Source organism: Legionella feeleii (assembly GCF_001467625.1).
In the GTDB taxonomy this organism is placed as follows: domain Bacteria; phylum Pseudomonadota; class Gammaproteobacteria; order Legionellales; family Legionellaceae; genus Tatlockia; species Tatlockia feeleii.
In genome coordinates this window covers 423,685-446,650 of sequence record NZ_LNYB01000085.1, presented here as the reverse complement: position 1 = coordinate 446,650, position 22,966 = coordinate 423,685, and the positions used below count along the sequence as shown (strand labels likewise).

The following is a 22,966-nucleotide window of genomic DNA, read 5'->3' as shown; positions in this document are numbered from 1 at the left end:
TTCCTTTTGTTGATTATGTTCTTGGCGAACAATCAACAGGATACGCCACCTAATTTATTTTTCACATACACCAGATTCGAGCATAACTCTGATGCCTACGATAAAGGTCTTTCTATCCATATAAGGGCGGAGTCCCATGAGGTAGACTACTCTCTGGATTAACGGGATTTCACTGAGTGCATCCAGTTCGTATGTGGTGACGAATAAGAAATCCATTTTTACTCCTGTTTTAACCCTGTATTTTTATTTCAATTGATATCAAACGCTATCAATCGATGACATTTAGATAACCAAGATGCATTAAACTTGATTCATTCTAGGAAATCCGTGGAGAGTGTCAATAGGGAAAATGAGTTTGATACTAAATGATATTCAATGAACTTTATATTTTTTTACTGAGAAGTTTTTACATTGGCAATTGGTTATTTTTGTTCAAAATTGTTTAAAAAAATTTTTCCTCGCGCGCGTAAAAACATAAATAAAAGATCTGGAGTTATGAGGTGGGTCGGCCTAGAGAGTTTCACTTTGTCTGGTTTTTAGATTCGACAGGTTTTTTCTCCTTGCCAGTACTGAATCTTGCTATGTCGGGTTTGTGCCGGGTTGATGTGTCGGGTTAAGGTCGGCCTTGTTTTGGACGGATTTAGGCTCATTGATTTGGGGAGTTAAAAAATTGTGGTGCAGGTTTAATTTAATGGTCATCTATTGATGATGTTTATTTAAATCGGAGTGTTTGTCAAAGGTTTTTTCTACCTGTTATTGATTGAATTTATATCAAGTTATTTTCAAACTGTGACAAATTGTCACGCTTTAATCTAAATCAAAATCAGGGGGTGAGCAATTATGCACAGAGATTTAATCGAATTGGCTTGGGATTTTTGCGTTCAGCATTCACAAATACTTTGCTTTTTTTAAAATTTGAATAGAAATTCTCTTGTTCGGCTTGGGTCTTAGTCTGTGTCTGTTCAATAATGTAAATCTGTGCTCGGTATTTTCATTCATAGTGGTTATCTCATCCCTACACTTTTCCCATTTACGGACAGCTGAGTGTGATTCATGAACCACTGTTTTGCCAAATTCTGGCTGGGGCATAGAAAAATAAGAGCGAATGTATTTAACTTGATTGCCAGTTAATCTCTCTTTTTGAATAGCTAATTTTTTTATTATTTCATCGGCAATATACTGGCCATCAATTTTCGGAAGCCATTCATCATTGAATTTAATCATGCCTACATTTTCTAATTCGATAGGAAGCCTAAGCCTTTATATGAAACAGTAGTTCGATTTTTGTTTTCATCGCTTAGCCTAAGTGAATGTTCATTCCCCTAAAAAATAGGAGATAGGGAATTAGTAACGGTTAATCCTATGCTGAATAAAATTTTTTGTAAACTTAGTTTACTTTATGGCTGTTGTTAAAAATTAAGATTGATTTCTTATTAGAGGTTATCAGAGCAAGAAAGTGATTTTAATTAAATATATTTAAAAATCATATTGTTATATTTAATAAATCATGGTGTATGCCTTTCTTGTTCTCTTTGGATAATGAAAGACTTAGCCCTTAGTTTTGTAAAGTAAGCCAATATTTGGATTGAAACGGTATCATATGAGTGTAAAAATTTTATGTGATAGCATGTGTTCTCATTAATGGCATGTAATTGTAGCTAGTAGGCTAGAGGAAATGAACAAGTTAATAAATTCCAAGACAACGATTTATGTTGTTTTCATATTTGGCTTTTTAATTTTTTTGTATCAGGTAATAAGTGCTAATTCTAAATTTTCCCTAGTTTGGTTTGTCGGAATTCTTACCGGAACGTTGTTTCTATTAAATTCTAATAATGAAAATGAACAAGGATATTCGCTTATTCAATTTTTTAAAGTTTTTGGAGTAGTTGCCACTTTTTATCTTGGGGGACAAGAGTTAGAACAGATTAGAACTAGCGGAAATCAAAATCTTCAAGCCAACATATTAAATTTGAAGATAACTGAGAGCAAGCTTGAGAATGAAACTTTTGCAGCGATGTTAAATACATTAGCATCACCTCAGCTAGAAGTTAGAGTCGGAGGAATCTATGCTTTAGAAAATTTGGCTCGAACTAATAAGGATTTTTATTGGCCAGTTCTCCATACGTTAATTTCTTATGTAAAAAACCATCGCTCCATTCACTCTAATGACAAAAGATTTCTATATAATGAAAATATTCAAACTGATATTCAAGCAATCTTAAATTTTGTAGTCGAAGGAGAATACGACATACCTCATACTTCTTCTGATAGTCTTGATTTATCTCATATTCATTTGGTAAATGTGGATTTATCTGGAGGGAAGTTAGCCTATGTAAATTTTGAGGGCAGTATATTAGAAAATATAGATTTTAATGGTGCTGATCTGACAGAGGCGAATTTTAGAAATTCTAACCTTAGAAATGTGTATTTTTCCAATGCCAATTTAACTCAGACAAATTTTACTAATGCCAAATTAACAGAAGTAGATTTTCTTGCTGCCAATTTGGAGTCCAGTAAATTTGGAAAGGCTACTTTTAATGCTGGAAAGAAAAATTACATATGGCTTTTTTCTGATGTCAAATTAGCGGGGGCAGATTTTTGTCTTGGGTTTGATACTGAAAAAAGAGACTCGATATTTGAATGTGCCTCCGGCCTAAAGTGTAATGATTTTAAACTTTCTAAATTATTTAATACTACTAAGCTTCCGGATGAGTTAACTTCTTGTAACTTTGTAATAAATCAAGACCCGAGTGAGTTAAAAATCCGTGAGGCAATAAAAAGTGGAAATTTAGCCTCTATCCCAATCTCGATTGGAGGCAGAGTTATTTATAAACGTATTCCTTCTGCATAATACTTAAAAATGCTATTTATACAGCTATATTGTATTTATTTATGAAAGGGTAGGGCAAACGTGCTCTACCCTTTGGTTTTCTCCTGCTCTCATAGATGTTCTTTATGACGTAATATCGAACAATTTCCAAAATGGAAAGAGTTGCTTGGATCAGTTATTTCCATTTTGGAAATAACTGATATCCATAGCTTTATTCTTTGCTTGATAAAGTTTTTTTATTCGGTAAAAAATTATCTTTGCTTACGACTTTTTTACCAGTTTTTTCTTCCAGTTCTATACGTGCTTTTTTAGCAATGCCACCACCTTGCTTACTTGCTTTCTGGTTTTCAGTCATTCCAGTGGCATTTGTCGCTTCGGCAATTTGCCTTGTGGATAGCTCTGCAAGTGCTGTAAAGATTAGCTCAGCTTCGCTCATATGATCTCGTAGGCTCTGGGATTTTAATCCTTTTGCCTGTTTGTGTTCTTTTACACTCAATCCTGTCCATTCTTGATGAATGATATTAGTAAGGATTGCAAATTCACTGGGTTCGTCAATGCCGTGCTCTTTCCAATAATCCGTGAGCTTATTCCGGGTTTCCTGACCCGTCATGCGCTGTTGTATCCATTTTTCACTGTAGCCATGTTGTTTCCATGTTTCTCTGGCTCTATCAAGTGCTTGAGAGGGGTCGGACATTTCTTGCATGCGTTCGTAGCCGACTTTTGCTAACCATAGTTTAATGGGTTCAGCTTTTGGGCTTGGGATTGATTGAATGAGCCGTAGCAATGTTTCGGCATTTGCAACGTCAGTGAGATATTTTTTGCCATCTGCTGCTGCTAATTTCAGTCGGTTACATTTTGTAACCGACTGACTACCTTCTTTTTGTAAACGATTTTTTAACACTTTCCAATAATTTCTTGCAGCTTGGTAATCGGGTTGCTGTATCAAGGCTTGGACTACATCTACAACTGAAAAAAACCATGTTCCAGTTTCTTCATCATATAAACGTCGAATATGGTATTGTTCAAAATTGGCTGGGTTACTTTCCATGAAAATTCCTTATTGTTCTGATGCTCTTTTGGGTTGGATTATTACTACATTATCTTGCTGTATATTTTCAATAAGCTCTGACCAGGCATTTAAAGCCTCTTTTCGCTGAGGCAGCATTTCATTTTTATTGTAAGTGGCCATGATCTTAGGCATCTTGTGCCCCAAACATTTCTCAATCACCACCGGATCAACATGCAATGCCTCACCAAGTTGAGTGGCAAAGGTGCGTCTTAGATCATGGGCTGTCCAGTGCGGAATACCTACTCGTGATTGTATTCTGATTACAGCTCTTGGCATAGCTCGGTCCGATAATATACTTTGATCGTCTGCGCCTGTAATGACGTATTCTGAATCGCTGTGTGCTTTGAGTTCTCGTAATACCTGTTTAGTCAATTCTGTGAGGTGAATTCTCATGACTACGTTGGTTTTGGTATTTTCGGATGGAATAGTCCATAAGGAGTTTTCAAAGTCGAATTCAGACCATTTGGCTACTCGGATTTCTCCTGTTCTTACACCTGTTAGCAGGATGATTTTCAGGGCTGCACGGATTTGGAAAGAAGTACCATGTTCTTTACTGTCTAAGAATTGCCACAGGGTTTTTACTTCATCGAGGGTTAAAAAACGTTCTCTGGGCTTTTCTATACCGCCTATGTCTCTGGCTCGTATGGTCATGGCTGGATTTAACAGCATTTCGCCTCGGCTTACTGCGTAGTTGAAGGCTTGCTTTAGTGTGCTTAGTACTTTGTTTGCGTGAATAGGGGAGCCACGGCCTACGATTTTATCGAGAGCTTGAGTGATCTCACGAGTTTTTAAATGTTCGAGTTTTTTATTGCCCAATAAGGGAATGATATCTACTTTGATATGCTGCCAGATTTGCAGCGGTTGGGCACGGTGTTTTTCAATGTAGTTGGTATACCAGTGGAGTATCAGATTTTTTACCGTGCTTTGCTCTTTCTGTTTTTGTTCTGCGATCTGTTCCTTGGGATTTACCTCGCCATGACGTATGTCGCTTAAATCGATAAAACGTTTCTTGGCTTCCGATAAACTCATAGCAGGGTAGTGGCCTATGGTTATGAAATGCCTTTGGCCGTTGATCTTATAACGGTATAGAAACGTTTTTAATCCTTTGGGGGTGACTCGAATACCAAAACCGCCATCTCTAAATTCTTCATAACGAGAAGATCTTGGTTTTAAAGATCGAATATAGGCATCTGTAAATTGTCTTTCCATTATTGCACCACTTAAAAATTAGGTGTACTTCTAGGTGTACTTTCGTGAGTTCTCACATGAAATCGTTTGATATTTTTTGAAGTATATCAGATGGTAAAAATTAATAAAATACAATAGGTTAATGATGCTTTTTGATATCAATTGATACTGCTTGAAAACGGTCTTTTTAAGAATGGGGTGCTAGTGGTCGAAGGTTCAAATCCTTCCGTCCCGACCATCGAATCTCCTTTTAAATCAATAAATTAATAGCTTCGCAGCAAAACTCAGTTAAAATCGAAAATTGTGGCAGGCGTACTTTAAAAAATAAAGATTACTCTTTGGGGCTCTTCTTTTTTGGAAAAGCGGCTAATTCTTGGGGACTTGCCTAAGCCGCCACGATGTATACAAGCCCTGATAATCATATAGAAAGCTCCTTGAAGCTAGCGTAGCCTGGTTGCTTGCAACCAGGACTTCTTAACTCGGTGAAACATAGATTGGTAAAAGAAGTAATCGATTGGCCTTACCCAAGTTTCCATAGGTATGTCAATAAAGGTTCATAACCGAAAAATTGGAGTAGAGAACTTTCGGGGTGTGATTTTGGTGAATGAGGTATAGGGAGTTAGGTTGAAATCCTGGTTGCAAGCAACCAGGCTACGCTTGCTAAAGTGCCCCGGCAAATGGGGTAGAGCCGCTCTTTTTTTTCGGAAAAGCCGCTACGATGTATACAAGTACTGCCCCCATTTTCCAGCCTATAACGGAGACGTTCTATTCTCCAGTAAATGCAGTCGCCATTGTGCGGACAGGTCTCTCAAAACCATTTGCCCCTTGACGCTATTACCACTGCCATCAAGAGGGGGAGAATAGACGGCAATTGCCATTTTATTTGGGATAATAGCCAGCAACCCACCACTTACACCGCTTTTGGTAGGAATTCCAGCCTTAACAAACCAGGTTCCACTTTTTTCATAAAGACCATTAATCACCATCTGCGCTAAAACACTCTTAATGACGGCAGAGGAAATAACTTTTTGCTTGGTTATGGGATTAATACCATTATTTGCCAAGGTAGCTCCCATCAGCGCCAGCTGCTTGCTTGTGACCATCACTGAACAAGCTTTCGTATAGCGATCCAAGGCATCTTCCGGCTCACCGACAAGCTTACTATTGGACTTCAAAAGATGAGCTATTGCATGATTACGCATGTTTGTTTGGGTTTCAGATAGGTAAACAGGCTCGCTAAGGTAAGGTTTTCCATCACTCAGGGCTTTAAACAGAGTCAACATCCTATTCCACTTTTCATGAGAATTATGCCCTTTTATATAACTCGTTGTTTGTATAGCACCAGCATTCACGTAGGGGTTTGCCTGGCCTATTTTATTCTCAACCGCTGCTATAGAATTAAATTTTTCACCGGTTGCATCCAAGCCGATTTCTTTAAAAATGGTTTGTGGGCCATTGTCCTCTATAGCAAGTGCATAAGCAAAAATCTTCGATATCGATTGCAGAGAAAATGGAGTGCTATCATCCCCTATAGAAATTACATGACCATCTACCGTGGCAATTGAGATAGCAAATAGTCGGGAGTCTGTTTTGGCAAGTTCAGGAATGTAGGAAGCATTCTGCCCCTTTTTAATCGCTTTATACTTGTTATAGATTGTCTTTAATGTGCTAGTGGCATCATTGGGTAGAAGTGGGTTATTTGAAGCAAAGCTAACTGCACAAAAGCAATAAAGAGCGATTAAAAAAAAGCGATATATCATTGTAACCTCTTACTTTAACTTGGAGCTCATGCCTGTGGGCTCATCATAGCGAAGCTTATTTAATAATAAATGTGCTTAATTTTCAAGTATTATGATGATTAATTGAAATTTCTAACAATAAATTAAGCAAAAAGCGTTGTGATGAAGGAAACGTTTGTTAAACAATTGATTCAGTAATTGATTGAACTGCCATTGAATGTCTAATTTGTTAAGAAACGTTATGAGACTCCAACTTCCTATTAGAATGGGGTTAGGGCATCTTGCGATAGAGACTATCCGCAAGTGTTACCAAAAAGAGCGTCCTATAGCCTCTGAACTTGAGTCGTTGGGGTCATATTTTTCGTTTATTTCCAGGGCCGTTACAAGTTGTTGAGCTTTAATCTGAGCTGGTTTATTGCTCACTGAGGGTCTAAAAAAGAGGTTTGGATTCGTGCTACGTGCCCCATAATAAGAGGACGTCGAGTTTCCAGAGGAATAGGATGTCAGATCCGAGGATTTGTATCCACACAAATCACTTAAGCTGGAGCCAGTGATTGCAGCAAATTCTGCTAATGTAGTGGGCTCACCAGAGATAGGTTGTTGTGTCGTAGCATTGTAGATTACACCTTCAAGCTGAAATAATTGATGTTGATAATAATAAGCAAGGAGAAATTTTAGTGTATGGACTAATGCAACAACAGGGAGAACCATTAGAGTTGCTGCCGCAGCCATTGCAAATCTTAAAAATTGTAAACCAAATCCTATGCAAGCGGATATGCTTCTAAGAATGACAGCGTCATTCCATCGTTCTTCATCTCTGGCATATCTGAAAGGATTGTTACTCAGGGGTTTCCCGGGCATACCATAATTAATTAAGAAATTGGATAATTGAGGGATCAAGGTGATATCGACAAGTCCATATTTCAATTGATTTGGATCGAGTTCAGCGCCATTTATTTTTTTCAGGATCCCGTAATCGCCATACATGATTGAAAAAGTGTCTTTCAGCCCCTCCCAAAAATTATTCTTTAACACTTTATGCAGTTTTATCCATGGGTACCAACTATTAATTTTCAACGTATTATTTTTATAATCCTCATCTGCCTGTAATCGTTCAGAAGCATAAAAATACAAGCTGGGTTTTTTTCTTATGGCTGCAGAAGTCACTCTTTCACTATCTTTTAATCTATCTGATATATACATATAAGCGTCGCAATCAATTTCAATTGCCGCCAGAACAAAACCTTCCTTATCTTTTAGTTGAGGTGCTGCATAGTGCATTGCCAATGAGCTTATCTTTATCGCTTCAAGCATGAACTCTTCATGAGCTTTCAGATCCTCAGAAACCTGTGCAAGATATCCAACGTCTTGTCTGACTTTTTCTAATTCGTCTTTCTGAAATGTCTCAAGCATGATAACGGAAATCCATAAGAATGAATGATGCCCGAAGATTATACTAAATTTGATTTTACGTAAAAGCGTAACCTGCTTGTGTTCGCTTGGTTTCGATTTATCTCGCCCATCATCAACGGTGACGCCAAAAGTTAGATCTTGCCCTTGTCTTCTGCCTGAATTTTTTAAGTCAATGGGGGTGTGGTGTGAATGTTGTGAGTATCATTAGAAAATTAAAATTCAGGCACTTCCCCGTAGAGTTCTATGACCCTATAAGTTATGCAGGAGTTTAGAGCTGTCGTTGCACCACCCGGTTTAAACCGACCATGTCACTGGATTTTATTTTTATAATTAATCCATTCCTCGTCATGAGTGAAAATATATTCACACGCACGCTGGATAAAATAATCCTTATATTGAATCCCTGCCCACTGGCAATAGTCCTCAATTTCCTTTAATACCGAAGCATGCATTCGAATGCGGAACTGGATTTTGTCGTCTTCTTTTTCCTGGGTAATCAGCATGTTAATGCGCTCCTCCGTAAAATAGAAAACAGTTTAAATAGAGCAAGCGGGTCCAGTCCGCTTGCCTATTTAAACTGCCCTTAATCATTAATAACTCTCTGCTTTATGAATTGATGCATTTCAATCGTATAAAATCGGCAGAGTCATTGGTAATGCCTAATCTGGCTTTTGGTTTTAACTCAAATCTTAACTCATTGTTATTCATCGACGCAAAAGATAAACTCATTATGGTGCCCTCTGGCATCATTAAGTTGTTTACAAAACTTGTATTTGTTTCAGAGACAAAATCGATCAAATAATCGCTTTCATGCCCACTATGTTCTACCTTGCAGCTTAACTGTCTTGAGGTGTTTTCGTTTCCGTTAAGAGTCAGCTGTTCATTAGGAGGTAACTCGTAAGAACACCGTGCTGCATTTGCATTATAAAACAAGGAGGGCACTAATATCCCCAAGGTACATGTAATGGCTTGTTTTACTTTCATAAAACCTCCTCAAATACTTTAGATTAAACGTATCATTCGTGTTTTAGCTAAACTAGTAATCCTTATTTCTCAATGAGCGATGTCATTCATTGCTGAAGAAAAGAGCCCTTGATGATTATTATCGTGTTAATAGTGTTCAAGGAACGGTAGAGAGGTCAAACTTATGGCTAAGTCTGACCTCATGCAGGCTATTTGTTATTGATAGAATACTGGACTCCCCCCAATATACGATTTTTTTCTACAGCATAATCACCGCGTGGAGAGTTGTCGCTATGTTCGCAAAAAGCAATTTTATCCTCCAGGGTATATGTAATCTTTACTGTTTTTGCGGGAAAAGAAAGGGTGTGAAGCGTAAATTCCCCTGTCATTGGTAAATTTTCACTAGTACGGTTAATTGTAAATACTTGCTCTGATTGCCGCTTTAATTTTTCAAAAGCGCCTGGCTGAATTTCTGCTCCTCTTAAGTTAATGGTTGTTACCCACAAATCATCTGCGAGGTTATTTTTCAATCTAATTTGAAATCCATCACAAGACGAAGAGGCAGAGACAACTTCCGTCACGAAAATTGATACAATAAATGCTAATTTAATTTTATTCATTATTGTTCCCTTTTTTGTTTTCCGGAAATTCATTCTCTTTTATCTTTCGGTGAAAGTCAAATTACCGCGTTTTATTTTTTAAAGTTATTTTGTCACAAAATAATTGACAATTTTGTCTTGGTGTGATGAAAATAGATTGGACAAAAATTTAGAACTCGAAGAGCCAACCTGAACAACCTAAGTCTCAAACAAGTGTTGCAAAGAATTAGAGGGATTGAATAAAAACTGCATTCTTTGCCGCCATGGATAGGCGCATTAGCTTAATGGTGTTTTGATGCATCAGGCGTTGTTCTTCGCAAAATGGCCGACTCACTGAACGGATTGTTGTTTGAATGCAGTGCCTGCTCATTTAAATAGGAGGAGTATGATATGAAAAACAATAATAAATCGGTAGCACCTCATGTTCTAGAAATAATCAATGAGCTTTTTAAGCAAAATGGCAAAAAAAATATTCCAGATGTAAAAGAAATTTGTTCAAAAGCCAGGATAAATCGTGATGCTGCCATAAAGCATCTTTATGAATGGTGGGAACAACAGCAGGAGAGTGAATTAAGAACAGATATTCTTTCTCCCTATTTTACCGAGTTAAGCCCACACGGCAATCAATTACAACAAGCCATCATATCCCTGCAGTGTTTGGCTAAGGAGTTGGAAATATATAGTGATTCCCTGAACCACCTCCCCAATCAAACCATTCCACTCGGTAATTATATTCTTCATTCACTGCAAGAAATTGAAAATAAATTGTTTGTTACTGATTCATATGTTAATGAATTAACTCATGATAAAACACGGTTAGAAAAAGAACTTCACCAAACACTGCATGAAAATAGCCGATTGGTCGAGGAGCTTGGTGAAATGCAGCATATCTTCCTCAGAAAGCACGAACAACTCCAGGAGCAATTGGATGCTAAAAAAAGAGAGGTTTTAGCTGCCAATCACTTGATAAAGTCTTTAAAACGTGAAAAACGCCGCCCCACATTAAAGCGTTTTTTCTATGATTACAATTTAATTCTGAAAAGTAAGTAGTAATAAACGTTAGTAACAGGCATCAATAGGGGCAGGGCTGGAATTTTGGCGTCTAGTTAACACTAATTCAAAATTCAAGCCCTGTCTTTTTGCTCTGTCACTACCTTGTTAAATGCGATTTTTTTAGGGTAGGGCCGAATCGACCGTTGTTAAAGGAATGGATCACTAAAAATATGTTTAGAAGGAACGCCTGCAAGAAAGATACTGGTTTTAAGTTTATGGGTCGTTTCTTTAGGACCACAAACATAGGCCCGGGTATCCTGAGAGTTAGTGAGGTGTGTCAATACTCTTCGCTCAATTAACGCTTCAGGATAACGTCCCTGGCTTTGTACAACACAAGGGTCATAAGTAAAAGAATTGAATACTTCTGATAACGTTTCCAGTTCTTCTTGAAAATAAATATCCTCGTCAGTCAAGCCGCCATGAACCAAGGTGATACGTCCTTGATGGTTTTGACTGAGCGCGCTCTTGATAATGGCAACAAGTGGTGCTAGTCCTGTACCGGTTCCTGCTAATAACATATCGAAGGTTAATTGCTCGGGATTATAGTAAAAACAACGGCCAAAGGGGCCTCTAAGTTTAACCTCTGTTTGTTTCGTTGCCTTATTCACCAGCCATTGTCCCATACTTCCACCCTGGTAGATTTTAACCTGCAATTCAATAAATCCTTCTTGCATGGGCATGTTGGCTATAGAATAGCTGCGCATAGTGCCTTCAGGATTAATCAGGCCAAGGTACTGTCCCGGTATCCAAGGGGTTAAATTAGCCACACCAAGTTTAACTTGCATCACATTGTGGTTAAGTGGTTTAAGTTCAATGAGTTGCGCTGTGGCCTCGCATTCATCACTCTCAGGTGCAACGACCCGAAGTCCTGTTTCTGGCTGTGCCAAACAAGCCAGGAAGTAGCCTTGCGATTTAAGCGTCTCGGGCAATCCTTCTTGCCAGGATGGCTGAACCACACCATCCTTGGCTTTAATCAGGCAGGATTGGCAAATACCCGCCTGGCATGAGTTGGGATAATTCACACCATGACGCAGAAGGCATTGTAGTACATTTTCCCGAGGCTCTAAGGGATACGATTGATTATTAAAGTCTATCGTACTCATGAACGGCCCAACACGTCATCGCGAACACTATTGGCAATAGCAGCTACTTGGTTGATATCTTCTGTTGTAGCCCCTAATTCCTTAAGGGTTGCACCCAAATGCTCAATCACAATATCGACATGCGTATCATTTAAACCACGCTTGATTAAATGGGCATGTCCTTCACGCATGTTTTTACCGCTGTAGTGATTAGGGCCTCCAAACACCATGGTTAAAAATCCTTTTTGTTTTAAGATTTGCTGCTCCATATCGATGTCATCAAAAAAATGGCTCACACGTTCATCCGTCAACATTTTACGATAGAAAATATCAACAGCCGTATTGACTGCATTTTGGCCTCCCAAACGCGAAAATAGCGATTCAGACATGGTATACTCCTTAAAGATGTATTTGCAATACATCTTATAAAAAGAAATAATCAGCGTCAACCAACAAGTTGGATTTAATGATGCAACTGACACAATTTACTGATTACTCATTACGCGCCTTGATTTACATTGCTCTTAGAAAAGAGTCTTGCACGATTAAAGACATTACAGAGGCCTACGAAATTTCGAACAATCACATGGTTAAAATCATTCACAATTTAGCCAAACTCGGACTGATTAAAACCATCCGGGGCAAGAATGGGGGTATTTTAATGGCAGCCCAATCGGAGGCGATTAATTTAGGTCAATTAATTGCTCAACTGGAGCCTCATTTTGATTTGGTACCTTGTTTTAATAAAGAAAAAGCCAACTGCTGTATTGCGCCTGTCTGCAAATTAAGGGGTGTGCTGCATGAGGCCCAAGCTGCCTTTATGAGCGTCTTGAAACACTATACGTTGGCTGACGTTTTGCATAATCCGAATGAATTATCTGTTTTCCTGAACATTAAGCTAGAGGGCTCAAGGGTCAAGCCTACTTGATAATAGGATTTAATTTCAAACTGGATAGCGAAACCGAGTTTTATCCGCCGTTCCGGTATTACCATCACGTAACGCTGCAACCACCTCTTCGTCAGAGCGATTTAGAGTCTTTTGGATTCAAATGCTATCAGTCAATGGTATTTAGATAATCCAAAGCTTTAACCTTGATTTATTGCTGGGGAGTGGTTTTGGCAAGTGTTTTTTGAAACCAGTGCTGCTAAGTTAGTAGTTGCACCTTGTTACTATGTATTTTACTATAAGTCAACTTCTCAAGGATGGGGCTTTTTTTGCAAATAAAGCTGGTTACTTTATTTCTTTTGCCTGCCTGCGTTTTTGCTGTCAATGGCAACCCCTATTTAGGTGTTAGTATTGGTGCTAGCCGCCTAAAAGTTGGCAACAGTAATCCACAAATTCATTACTATGATGGTTTCCTAACGGATGCTTATCCAGTCCTTGGCTACAGAAAAACTCGTGCAGTAACCGGCCTAAGCGGCGGCTATGAATTTACAGGGAGGCAGTATATACCCGCGCTTGCTTTAGGATTAGGCATTTATGGTATGCCAAACAAGTTCAATTACAAAGGTCAGTTGGTTGAAACCGCTTTAGGGGATCAAAGCTGTGCACTTTTTAATTATAAATTTCATATCAGAAGTATCCGTGCTATGGCAGAGGCTCAATTTACCTGGATGTTGAGCAAGTTAGCGACTTTTATACATGTGGGAGTAGGCCCTGCCTGGAGTCGCCTGAATGGATATAGTGAAAGCCCTGTCGATAGCATAGGCTACGTTGCTTTACCGCCTTTTCAATCGCGTACTGACACTCATTTAGCTTACCAAGCGGGATTCGGTGTGGGTTATCGTTTTAATTTCAAACCCTCTGCCTCGAATCATCCGCATGAGCAAATCTCGCTGGGATATCGCTATGTCAATTTAGGCAGGGCATTATTTGGCACACGGGGTGACGTGTATCCTTACCATCTTGATATAGGACGATTAACCACCAACGAGCTCTATCTGAGTTACACGTATTTATTTTAATGACACATGGATTTGTGGGGTACACTATGAAGGTTAAAAGAATACTCATCAAAACCTTTCAGCTCATTTTATGCAGCTTTTTACTTTTCCCCGCCGCTGGGTTTGCCCATCATTTGATTGCGATCACTGCAATTTCACCCTTTCCATCAAGTATACCAACGTCGGCAACAGCTACAGCCTCTTTCAGGGTGACGAATATGACGTCAAGAGTGCCGCTGACAGTGATTGATCAGAGTTATTTTCCCAGCAGTAGTGGATTATCAATTTTATCATCAAGTTGCGGTTCTCTCATCGGACCAGGCCAATCCTGTACTATCACCCTGCAGTTTCAAGCCCCATCAACTCCCCGAATCATTTCCGCAGAATTAAGGGAATGGGCAAAACCTTCGGCAGATGCTATACGCTTTCCCTTTACGATCGCTGTCGTCAGGCCTCCCACCTTTACCATCACAGGCAGTGCGGGGGCTGGCGGCGCCATAAGCCCAAATACGCCCCAGACGGTCAATAGCGGTGGGAGCATTATGTTTACAGCGGCGCCATCGGCTGGTTTTGCAGTGAGTCAGTGGTTTTTAGACGGCATCTTGGTTCAGTCTGGGGGGTTGACCTATACACTGAGTAACATAACTGCCGATCATACCGTACAAGTCACTTTTTTTTCTGGCTTGATTGCTGTTGGTAATTATACAAATACAAGTGTAATTCGAACGCCGCTCATTTTTCTTAGCGCAACAAATGGTAGTGCATGGTCACCTATAACAACCAGTTTACCCCCCGATTTCGCGAATAATGGTTCTCTCGCAGCGTCTTCTTGCACAGGAATAAACTGTATCGCTGCGGGGGTTTATAATAACGGTGTAACCAATAGGCCTCTTATCCTCTTTAGCAGCGATGCCGGGAGTTCGTGGAATTCCGTAACGGCGCCAGTGCCGGTTGATTTTGTCTCATCGGCAGTCATCATGACAACGACGTGTGAGCTAACCACCTGTGTTGCTGCCGGGGCTTATTCGAATGGCGCTGTGATAAAGGCATTAATCCTGGTGAGTAATAGTAGCGGCGAGTCATGGTTCGCAGCTAATCCGGTGTTACCTGCTGACTTCCTTAATTTAGCCAGCCTCAATTCTGCTACTTGTACGGGAACCACCTGTGTTGCTGCGGGAACTTATATGAACGTACTAAATATTCAATTACCCCTGTTGCTTGTGAGTCATAATTCGGGAGCATCCTGGGTATCAGTGACGCCCACCTTGTCTCCTACTTTTTCTGATCTCGGTACGATAAATTCGGTTACTTGCGAAGGAACCGTCTGTATTGCAACGGGCTTCTTTTTTGATACGCTTTTTCAAGGACTACCCTTAATATTGGTCAGTAATGATCTTGGAAATAGCTGGAATTTTGTAACGCCTTCATTACCGGGCGATTTTTCTAACTTCGGCTTTTTTAATGCGGTGGCATGTACTGGCTCAGTGTGTAATGGGGCGGGAAATTATAATGATGGTGTGGTCACTCAACCTTTATTCTTTCATAGTACGGACACTGGGGCGACATGGTCTTCAGTAAACGCGACCACCTTGCCGCCTAATTTTTCTGACATCGCATCCTTGCGATCTATCACTTGTATAGCCTCAAATTGTATCGCCGCGGGCGATTATGCTGATGCTGGCAGTATATTCTTTCCAATGTTGTTTGTTAGTAGCAATCAAGGCGCCTCCTGGACATCATTTGGGTTAACCGTGCCTGCTGATTTTGCTGACTCTGGGGGGATCAATGCACTCACGTGTAGTGGGACGATATGCACAGCGGTAGGTCAGTACACTAACACAAGCAATATCCAGATTCCTTTGATCTACGTAAGCAGCGATAGTGGAATAACATGGTCCTCAGTGCCGCCAACGCTTCCAGCTGATTTTGCCGACCTGGGTGTTCTTAGCGGTACTGCGGGAACATTATGACCTTAAGGATTTTATTCTTGCCAGGTGAACAGGGTTATTAATAATTCCTGTGCTTGCCGCGCCTTTAAAAAATAAAGGAAGACTAAGGGTAAATATTGCCAATGCGATTGTTATTGGGTTGCGGTTGGGAATGATCAAAGCGGAAATTGACTGTAAGAAAAGTAGATTGGTTTGGTAAGTTGCAAACTCCACTTCCTGTGGTCACATCCTTGCGTGCCAAAGATTTTATTGCCGCTTCATTGTACCCATGCCACTGACTGGCTGGAAGCAACAAAAACTGTAGGGGCGTTACTTATTATTTTTAATAAAAGAATGAGCTATTTTTATTGATAAACTGGTTAGATTGGTATTCATACTTTTTACCAGTGCTTCAGGAGTGACTACTGGAATTGTAATATGATAGTAAGTATTTCCTTTATGAATGAGTTTTTCCTGTCGATAAATAATGTATTCAGCTCTTAAGATACTTGTGCCATGAATATCAATTTCAAATTGTGAAATATCGACTTGAAGATGATAATCCGGGTTAAATTTAGAATCGAATGGAGCGCTTTGAACGATAGCCCCAGGTATTAATGTAGAAAGATTGGTGGTTAAGACAAGCGTTATATTTTTATCCAAAGGCCCGGCCCATTGATCGAATTCCTCAATATTTAAGTGATTTGGAGATTGATTAATCATTAATTGTTTTTTCTTTATGTAATCAGGAATAGTTACGCTATCAATCCCTATCTGAACTTGATTATAGAAATGGTGACTTTTTTGAGGGGGGATTGGGGTTAGGATATAAAACTGCGATTCTTTACTTTTACCACATCCGCAGAGGATTAGAGTTGTGAGTAGTATTATGTTGCTCTTTAAGGCTACCTCTCTACGGTTATCATCACTTAGATTGGATGAACGACAGTAATTCATAAATAGATAATGGATAAAGGCGCAAAAGCAATATAGTCTTCTATTTAAAGAGTTTTTTTTGCTGATGCACCAGAACATGGAAAATAATCTCCTCATTTTATTGCTTACCTCGGAGCAAGGATTCCGGATATCGGGACAAGTAATCAGTTAGGTTTTGAGTGGAGTAAGCTGCAGCAGTAATTTGTTTTAAACTTTGATTCAAAGAGGTCACAACACCTGGAACATTTTGATTTAAGCTAGACACTAAGATATCCAGGCTACCTGACATTTTTTGTAAGGATTCTAATGTATTTTTGATTTCTTTTGAGCGGACTAATTCACTAATATCTTCTAACGTCTTCTTGGCTGTCTCGAACACATCTTCCATGGATGTATAGGGTTCAACTTTATTATAAGTCGGGAAAATAGGATAATCCTGGTAATACGTTTGTTTGAATTGTCTGGGAGAATCTGACGGAATTAACTCAATTTCAGCAACACCAGTTAATAAGTTGGGTTTGCTAATGTTTGCTACATACCCATCATTAATCAGTAGGTGAACTGGGTCTTGGCTAAAACTATAGTTCCTGTTAACAAAAAAGCGTACATAGATTGGAATACGGACTTTATTTCTCTTTTTATCTTCAGTAAGTTCAATAAAGTTAACCTCACCTATTTTCACTCCCAGATAGGTTACCGGAGAATTAATTACCAATCCTTTTAGAGATCCATTAAAAAACATGACAAACGTTTGGGCTTGAGCACGTTTATGCTCTGTATAAAAAAACACACTTCCCAAGAGTAGTAAACAGAGGGCCCCAGCTCCCAAAAAACCAACTAGTACGTAGAATCGGTCTTGTTGCATTCTTATCCTTGAAAGGTGTAGGTGATGAACATGCTAGCTATGATTAACCAGAATGAGCTACGTGTTAAAATTCGAGAGATGGCTTTTCTCAAATTGATATTTTTAACAGCTGTTTCGTAATAATAATAACTAGCAGAAAATCCAACAATAATACATAAAATTAATGTCTTACCGAATGAATAAATCAGATCAAATGTTGTCGTAGAATTTAGGATATGAATCAAAAATTCATTATTCGTATACCCAAATAAAAAATGAAAACTAATATAAGAACTGACAAAAATGGATGAAACAAGGTAAATATATAGGATTAATGACGTAATATTCATACCGATAATAATTGGCCATACATGAGTAAGAATAAAATCCGCCGGATTTCTATTGTGCTCTTCTAAACGAGTGTTGATCAAATGCAAAGCCATTTGGATACATAAAATAAAACCAATTACTATAGGTAATATTTCATGCGTTAAAATATTTTGCACAGTAGGTAGAATTCTTTGGTGCATGTTAAAAGGTTGTAAGAGAAAATAAACAGCTTGTGAAACAGTTATACCTATTATTAAGCAAATAAGAACCAATGAAGTAATAGGACGGACCCCCGCATAATACATAAACTCCATGGTATTAGGCCAACCGACAGATACCTTGCCTGAAATGATACGGGTAAAGCTATGAAGTAAGTGGCCCAGAAAGCGAAAAACAAGAATAAAGGAATGGAAGGCGTTTATAATATGGAGCCCAAAGTGGCGAAAAATAGACATGGTTAATCCCTTAAGGGGGCTTTTTTATCTTATGAACGGGCCCTATTACTAGGTACAAAATAAATTACGATGCAATTAAAAGCAAGCTGGTTGGTTCTTCAATAGGGGGTAATTGTGCGACCATTGAGTCGCGTGCAATTATTGTTGGGGTGTGGTTTGAATAAACAATACAGAACAGTGGCTGGAGTAAAACTAAATTAATTTGGTAAGTTGCAAATTCCACTTCCTGTGGTCAACACATCCTTGTGCTGTTTCCCTTTCAAGGACATCATGTCCTGATATTTGCAACTCTCCAATAAGATAAGTATGGCTTAATTCTTTGTGTGCGTCATTAAGACATAGTAAGTAGATTTTGTAAGAGATGTCTTACAAATTTTCAGAGTAGTTGGCAAAAAAGCAGGTTTAAAGCACTTAGTGTGTAGCGAACCTTAATCAACTTGCCTACGATAAAAAGTTAACTTATCTCAAACGTTTCAACAGAATAGTTATATCTGTTATTGGTATGATCGGAATTTACCTCGGTAGAAACGTCAAACAAGTTACCTTGTCGCCCTTCTTTTAAGTGGTCTATACAGACCGAAACCTCATCATAGATGGTTGGAATTTTAATGTCTTGCCCATTGATAAAGTCATAATGGGTACTGCAGGACGTTACAAATTGGATCATGGAGTTAAAATACCCTTCTATATTGACCAATCCAAGAGGCTTTCTAATGACGCCTATTTTGATGGCGCACCAGGTTTCGAATAGTTCATCGAATGTCCCAATCCCTCCAGGCATTGCTATAAAGCGCGCTGATTTTTCATGGATTAAGCGTTTTCGCTCATACATGGAGCCCACGATATGTAATTCATCTAAAAAATCACTGGGTGGCTCTATTTTGGCAAGGTGCTCTGTCGTTATCCCAATCACTTTTCCGCCAAACGATTTAACGGTTTCAGCAAGAAGTCCCATTAAACCCGTTCCGCCTCCGCCGTAGACTACGGTATATCCGCATTCGGCAATTCCCTTGCCTAGAGAGATAACGGCGTTTTTGAAAGAGGGGTTGTTTCCCATACTTGCTCCCAGGTAAACACCAATTGTTGGGGGCGCCATTACTTCTAGAGTATTCATAAATTAAATAACCTTTCGACTTATTATGCGTTAATATAACTAAAATCAGAATATCGATTCAACTTTGATAATGATTTAAGACTTTTTATCGAGTGTTTCGATATAATTCACGACTATTAGCTTTAATACCTACTCCTTTAATGGGCTTATTTTTGAAACGAAAAGAAACAATGAATCAAGAAATACTGAAAAAAATTGATGGTTATTGGCGTGCGGCGAATTATTTGTCCGTAGGGCAAATTTATTTACGCGATAATCCGCTGCTGAAACGTCCTTTGGCTTTCACAGATATTAAGCCCAGGCTATTAGGGCATTGGGGAACAACGCCAGGACAAAACTTTATTTATGCTCATCTAAACCACGTCATTAAGAAATATGATCTGAATATGATTTATATCTCTGGTCCAGGGCATGGTGGTCCTGCAGTGGTCGCCAACGCATACCTTGAAGGAACGTATAGCGAAATATATCCGGCTATTACTCAAGACGAAAACGGTTTGCGCCAATTGTTCGCCCAGTTTTCTTTTCCCGGGGGGATTCCAAGTCATGCATCGCCAGAATGTCCTGGTTCTATCCATGAAGGCGGCGAATTGGGATACTCATTAAGCCATGCTTTTGGTGCTGTATTTGATAACCCAAATTTAATTGCTGCTTGTGTGATTGGCGATGGGGAAGCAGAGACCGGCCCCCTTGCCACGGCGTGGCATTCCAACAAATTTTTATGCCCGGTAACGGATGGTGCTGTGTTGCCTATCCTTCATTTAAATGGTTATAAAATCGCTAATCCAACGATTTTAGCCCGTATTACGCAAGAGGAATTAGAGCAATTATTTTTCGGCTATGGTTGGGAGCCTTATTGGGTAGAAGGCGACGCGCCTCTCCTGATGCATGAGAAAATGGCAACCGTCCTTGAAACGGTCATTGAGCAGATTAAGCGCATTCAGCACGATGCGCGCTCTAACAAGAATACCCAACGCCTGCGCTGGCCCATGATTATTTTAAAAACGCCTAAGGGTTGGACTGCCCCTAAGGTGGTTGATGGTATACCGATTGAGGGGACATTCCGTTCCCATCAAGTGCCGGTTGCTAATTGCGCAAGCAATGTAGAACATCTAAAAATCTTAGAGCATTGGCTTAGAAGTTATCAACCAGAGACTCTGTTTGATGAGCATGGTCGGCTACGCAATGATTTAAGTGCCCTGGTGCCCGAAAATGAAAAACGTATGAGTGCAAATCCTCATGCAAATGGCGGATTATTATTACAGCCACTCCAATTACCTGCAATTGAGAACTACTCGGTTCAGTTATCCAGGCGCGGTATGCAGGGGATAGGGGATACCCATGTTTTGGGACCCTATATCAGAGATGTAATCCAGTTAAATGCAAAAAATTTTCGTGTATTTGGGCCGGATGAAACCATATCGAATGGATTAGAGGCTGTATTTGAGGCAACGAATCGACAATGGGACACCCAGATCGTCCCCGGTGACAGCTTTTTATCGTCACAAGGCAGGGTGCTTGAGGTATTGAGCGAGCATCAATGTGAAGGTTGGTTAGAAGGCTATTTATTGACAGGGCGCCATGGTCTTTTTAATTGTTATGAGGCATTCATTCATATTATTAGTTCCATGTTCAATCAACACGCCAAATGGCTAAAGGTCACATCAACGATTCCCTGGCGTAAAAAAATTGCTTCATTAAATTACTTGCTCACCTCCCATGTTTGGCGGCAAGATCACAATGGGTTTTCACATCAAGACCCTGGGTTTATCGATCATATCGTCAACAAGAAGGCAGAAATAATACGTGCCTATCTCCCTCCCGATGCCAATTGCTTGTTGTCTGTCATGCATCACTGTTTGGAGAGTAAACATTATGTCAATGTGGTTATTGCCGGAAAACACCCAGCGCCGCAGTGGCTTTCAATGGAAGAAGCAAAACAGCATTGCGCCAATGGAATAGGGATTTGGGAATGGGCAAGTCATGATAAAGGGAAATCCCCCGATGTCATCATGGCCTGTGCAGGCGATGTTCCTACCCTTGAGACCTTGGCTGCAGTTTCTATTTTACGTGCTGAATTACCTCACATAAAAATTCGCGTGATTAACGTGGTTGATTTAATGAAATTGCAACCGGCCCATGAACATCCGCATGGCCTCAGTGACGAAGAGTTTGATCGGTTGTTTTCTCAGGATAAACCAATCATTTTTGCGTATCATGGCTACCCATGGCTCATCCATCGTCTGACCAGTAACCGAGCCGGCCATAAAAATATACAGGTTAAAGGATATAGAGAGGAAGGGACTATTACGACTCCTTTTGATATGACGGTATTAAATGAATTGGATCGTTTCCACCTGGTTCTGGAAGTGCTTAACCAGTTACCCCATTCAGGTAGCGAAGAACAAAAACTGGTTGAGAATACTAAAATAAAATTGTTAGAGCACCAACAGTACATCAGACAGCATGGGCAAGATTTACCGGAAATTAGAAACTGGAAATGGGATTCCTCTCAATTTCAAGAGAATACTCAGGATGAGAGTTTAGTAGAATACGAAGGTCATCATTAAGGTGGCCTGACCTATCCTATCCATTTTAATTCGTTACCCAAAGAAAGGCCTTAATCGTTTTGCCGCAGCGCGTTGTTCAAGTTGCTCAGAGGTCATTGGATGATCAAACTGTTTGATGGGGTAATGCGGATGGGGATTATAGGGACTTGGCATTGAATGAAGCACTTGTTCAGTTTTTTTTAGTAAAGTATCAAGTTGATAGTCTAGCAAAGGGGTTTTATTAACTTGATGATAGAGCTGTTTTGCCTGCTCAAGACCATCAATGATGGCTTGGGAAAACTGTGAAATGGGTCCTCTTAGGGCAGCAATGTGATCAAAAATAGGCCCTGAAGCTTGCAGTTTTAAAAGTTGTTCTATTTCTAAATTCAGCTTCTGCAAGACATCTAAGAATTGCTTTTGTTTGTCAAGGAGTTGAGCCAAGGCCTTTGTCATCATGTGCTGTTTTTGAGGCTTTTTGTCTTTGAATGAAAAAGAGGTATGGCTGCTTTTATAACGAGCAATAATCTTGGAGAGGGAAGACGCTAATGTTCCTAAAATCGTTAAGAGTTGTCTTAAATCTTCATTGCCTACCGCATAAGCCAAGCGATCGATATTCATTTTAGCCGAATGCTGAGGCTGAATTCCAAGTATATAAAGCAGATTTTGATCTATTTTCAACAAAAAGCTCAAGGCATCTTCACAGCTTAAACGGTATTGCAGTGTCAATTGAATGGTAAGAATTTTGTCGCCATCCGAAGAATCTTCATCGTCCATTGCTATTTGAGGCAGTTTACCGAGAATAGACTTTGTCTCATTGAGATACAATGTGGCGTCATGAATCAAAGGGTCAAGGTTAGTAGAGATGTTACTCATAAGCGGGTTTTATCTTATTATGTAATCCCGGTTAATATTGATTTGATTATAGTGTAG

At 39.5% G+C, this 22,966-nt stretch carries 21 protein-coding genes and 1 pseudogene; 6 read left to right on the top strand and 16 right to left on the bottom strand.

What is annotated here, in order from left to right:
* Positions 1-87 precede the first annotated feature (87 nt).
* Together Lfee_RS17720 and Lfee_RS14385 are read right to left on the bottom strand one after the other, a co-directional pair.
* A pseudogene (locus Lfee_RS17720) lies at positions 88-216 on the bottom strand (Vir protein); the annotation flags it as partial.
* A gap of 672 nt (positions 217-888) precedes the next feature.
* A complete protein-coding gene (locus tag Lfee_RS14385) occupies positions 889-1,224 on the bottom strand; it encodes a hypothetical protein (RefSeq protein WP_238584941.1) in 336 nt (111 codons plus the stop codon).
* A 451-nt stretch (positions 1,225-1,675) separates the two neighbouring features.
* Between Lfee_RS14385 and Lfee_RS14380 the strand changes: the two genes are divergently transcribed.
* The gene (locus Lfee_RS14380) at positions 1,676-2,851 is read left to right on the top strand and encodes a pentapeptide repeat-containing protein (RefSeq protein WP_058447678.1); all 1,176 of its coding nucleotides are present in this window, start codon (positions 1,676-1,678) and stop codon (positions 2,849-2,851) included.
* Between the two features lie 190 nt (positions 2,852-3,041).
* Here the strand turns inward: Lfee_RS14380 and Lfee_RS14375 are convergent, their stop codons facing one another.
* From Lfee_RS14375 to Lfee_RS14345, 7 genes are all read right to left on the bottom strand, one after another.
* Entirely contained in the window at positions 3,042-3,878 is an 837-nt protein-coding gene (locus tag Lfee_RS14375; RefSeq protein WP_058447677.1) for a BRO family protein, read from the bottom strand.
* A gap of 9 nt (positions 3,879-3,887) precedes the next feature.
* Entirely contained in the window at positions 3,888-5,108 is a 1,221-nt protein-coding gene (locus Lfee_RS14370) for a tyrosine-type recombinase/integrase (protein WP_058447676.1), read from the bottom strand.
* A gap of 728 nt (positions 5,109-5,836) precedes the next feature.
* The gene (gene glsA, locus Lfee_RS14365) at positions 5,837-6,847 is read right to left on the bottom strand and encodes a glutaminase A (protein ID WP_058447675.1); all 1,011 of its coding nucleotides are present in this window, start codon (positions 6,845-6,847) and stop codon (positions 5,837-5,839) included.
* A 285-nt stretch (positions 6,848-7,132) separates the two neighbouring features.
* Positions 7,133-8,239 carry a DUF4116 domain-containing protein gene (locus tag Lfee_RS14360; RefSeq protein WP_058447674.1) on the bottom strand — a complete coding sequence of 369 codons (1,107 nt, stop codon included), beginning with the start codon at positions 8,237-8,239 and terminating at the stop codon, positions 7,133-7,135.
* 308 nt (positions 8,240-8,547) lie between these two features.
* The gene (locus Lfee_RS14355) at positions 8,548-8,742 is read right to left on the bottom strand and encodes a hypothetical protein (RefSeq protein WP_058447673.1); all 195 of its coding nucleotides are present in this window, start codon (positions 8,740-8,742) and stop codon (positions 8,548-8,550) included.
* A 103-nt stretch (positions 8,743-8,845) separates the two neighbouring features.
* Positions 8,846-9,223: a hypothetical protein gene (locus Lfee_RS14350; RefSeq protein ID WP_058447672.1), complete on the bottom strand. Its 378-nt coding sequence runs from the start codon at positions 9,221-9,223 to the stop codon at positions 8,846-8,848.
* 188 nt (positions 9,224-9,411) lie between these two features.
* Positions 9,412-9,822 (bottom strand): hypothetical protein, encoded by a 411-nt coding sequence (locus Lfee_RS14345; RefSeq protein ID WP_058447671.1) that lies wholly within the window; start codon positions 9,820-9,822, stop codon positions 9,412-9,414.
* A gap of 369 nt (positions 9,823-10,191) precedes the next feature.
* Here Lfee_RS14345 and Lfee_RS14340 point away from each other — a divergent pair, with 369 nt between their 5' ends.
* Complete coding sequence (locus tag Lfee_RS14340; RefSeq protein WP_058447670.1) at positions 10,192-10,851, top strand: hypothetical protein; 660 nt, start codon at positions 10,192-10,194, stop codon at positions 10,849-10,851.
* A 149-nt stretch (positions 10,852-11,000) separates the two neighbouring features.
* On the opposite strand, the gene Lfee_RS14335 is transcribed toward Lfee_RS14340, so the two are convergent.
* Positions 11,001-11,957, bottom strand: coding sequence for an FAD-binding oxidoreductase (locus Lfee_RS14335; protein WP_058447669.1), 957 nt, complete (start codon positions 11,955-11,957; stop codon positions 11,001-11,003).
* Positions 11,954-12,325 (bottom strand): group I truncated hemoglobin, encoded by a 372-nt coding sequence (locus Lfee_RS14330; protein WP_058447668.1) that lies wholly within the window; start codon positions 12,323-12,325, stop codon positions 11,954-11,956. Before Lfee_RS14330 ends, Lfee_RS14335 begins: the two co-directional genes overlap by 4 nt.
* An 80-nt stretch (positions 12,326-12,405) precedes the next feature.
* Between Lfee_RS14330 and Lfee_RS14325 the strand changes: the two genes are divergently transcribed.
* From Lfee_RS14325 to Lfee_RS14315, 3 genes are all read left to right on the top strand, one after another.
* Positions 12,406-12,864, top strand: a complete 459-nt coding sequence (locus Lfee_RS14325; protein WP_058447667.1) for an Rrf2 family transcriptional regulator — start codon at positions 12,406-12,408, stop codon at positions 12,862-12,864.
* Between the two features lie 287 nt (positions 12,865-13,151).
* Positions 13,152-13,901, top strand: a complete 750-nt coding sequence (locus Lfee_RS14320) for an outer membrane protein (RefSeq protein ID WP_058447666.1) — start codon at positions 13,152-13,154, stop codon at positions 13,899-13,901.
* A gap of 26 nt (positions 13,902-13,927) precedes the next feature.
* Positions 13,928-15,850 carry a WD40/YVTN/BNR-like repeat-containing protein gene (locus Lfee_RS14315; RefSeq protein ID WP_058447665.1) on the top strand — a complete coding sequence of 641 codons (1,923 nt, stop codon included), beginning with the start codon at positions 13,928-13,930 and terminating at the stop codon, positions 15,848-15,850.
* A 288-nt stretch (positions 15,851-16,138) separates the two neighbouring features.
* Here the strand turns inward: Lfee_RS14315 and Lfee_RS14305 are convergent, their stop codons facing one another.
* From Lfee_RS14305 to Lfee_RS14290, 4 genes are all read right to left on the bottom strand, one after another.
* On the bottom strand, positions 16,139-16,765 hold the full coding sequence (locus Lfee_RS14305; protein WP_064088299.1) for a PqiC family protein: 627 nt from the start codon (positions 16,763-16,765) through the stop codon (positions 16,139-16,141).
* Positions 16,766-16,862: 97 nt separating this feature from the next.
* Positions 16,863-17,609 (bottom strand): MlaD family protein, encoded by a 747-nt coding sequence (locus Lfee_RS14300; RefSeq protein WP_058447663.1) that lies wholly within the window; start codon positions 17,607-17,609, stop codon positions 16,863-16,865.
* A gap of 2 nt (positions 17,610-17,611) precedes the next feature.
* Positions 17,612-18,373, bottom strand: coding sequence for an ABC transporter permease (locus tag Lfee_RS14295; protein WP_058447662.1), 762 nt, complete (start codon positions 18,371-18,373; stop codon positions 17,612-17,614).
* A 454-nt stretch (positions 18,374-18,827) separates the two neighbouring features.
* Positions 18,828-19,487, bottom strand: a complete 660-nt coding sequence (locus Lfee_RS14290) for an LOG family protein (RefSeq protein ID WP_058447661.1) — start codon at positions 19,485-19,487, stop codon at positions 18,828-18,830.
* A 152-nt stretch (positions 19,488-19,639) separates the two neighbouring features.
* On the opposite strand from Lfee_RS14290, the gene Lfee_RS14285 reads away from it, so the two are divergent.
* Complete coding sequence (locus Lfee_RS14285; RefSeq protein ID WP_238584940.1) at positions 19,640-22,057, top strand: phosphoketolase family protein; 2,418 nt, start codon at positions 19,640-19,642, stop codon at positions 22,055-22,057.
* 33 nt (positions 22,058-22,090) lie between these two features.
* Here Lfee_RS14285 and Lfee_RS14280 read toward each other — a convergent pair whose 3' ends face one another.
* On the bottom strand, positions 22,091-22,909 hold the full coding sequence (locus Lfee_RS14280) for a hypothetical protein (protein WP_058447659.1): 819 nt from the start codon (positions 22,907-22,909) through the stop codon (positions 22,091-22,093).
* Positions 22,910-22,966: the final 57 nt, after the last annotated feature.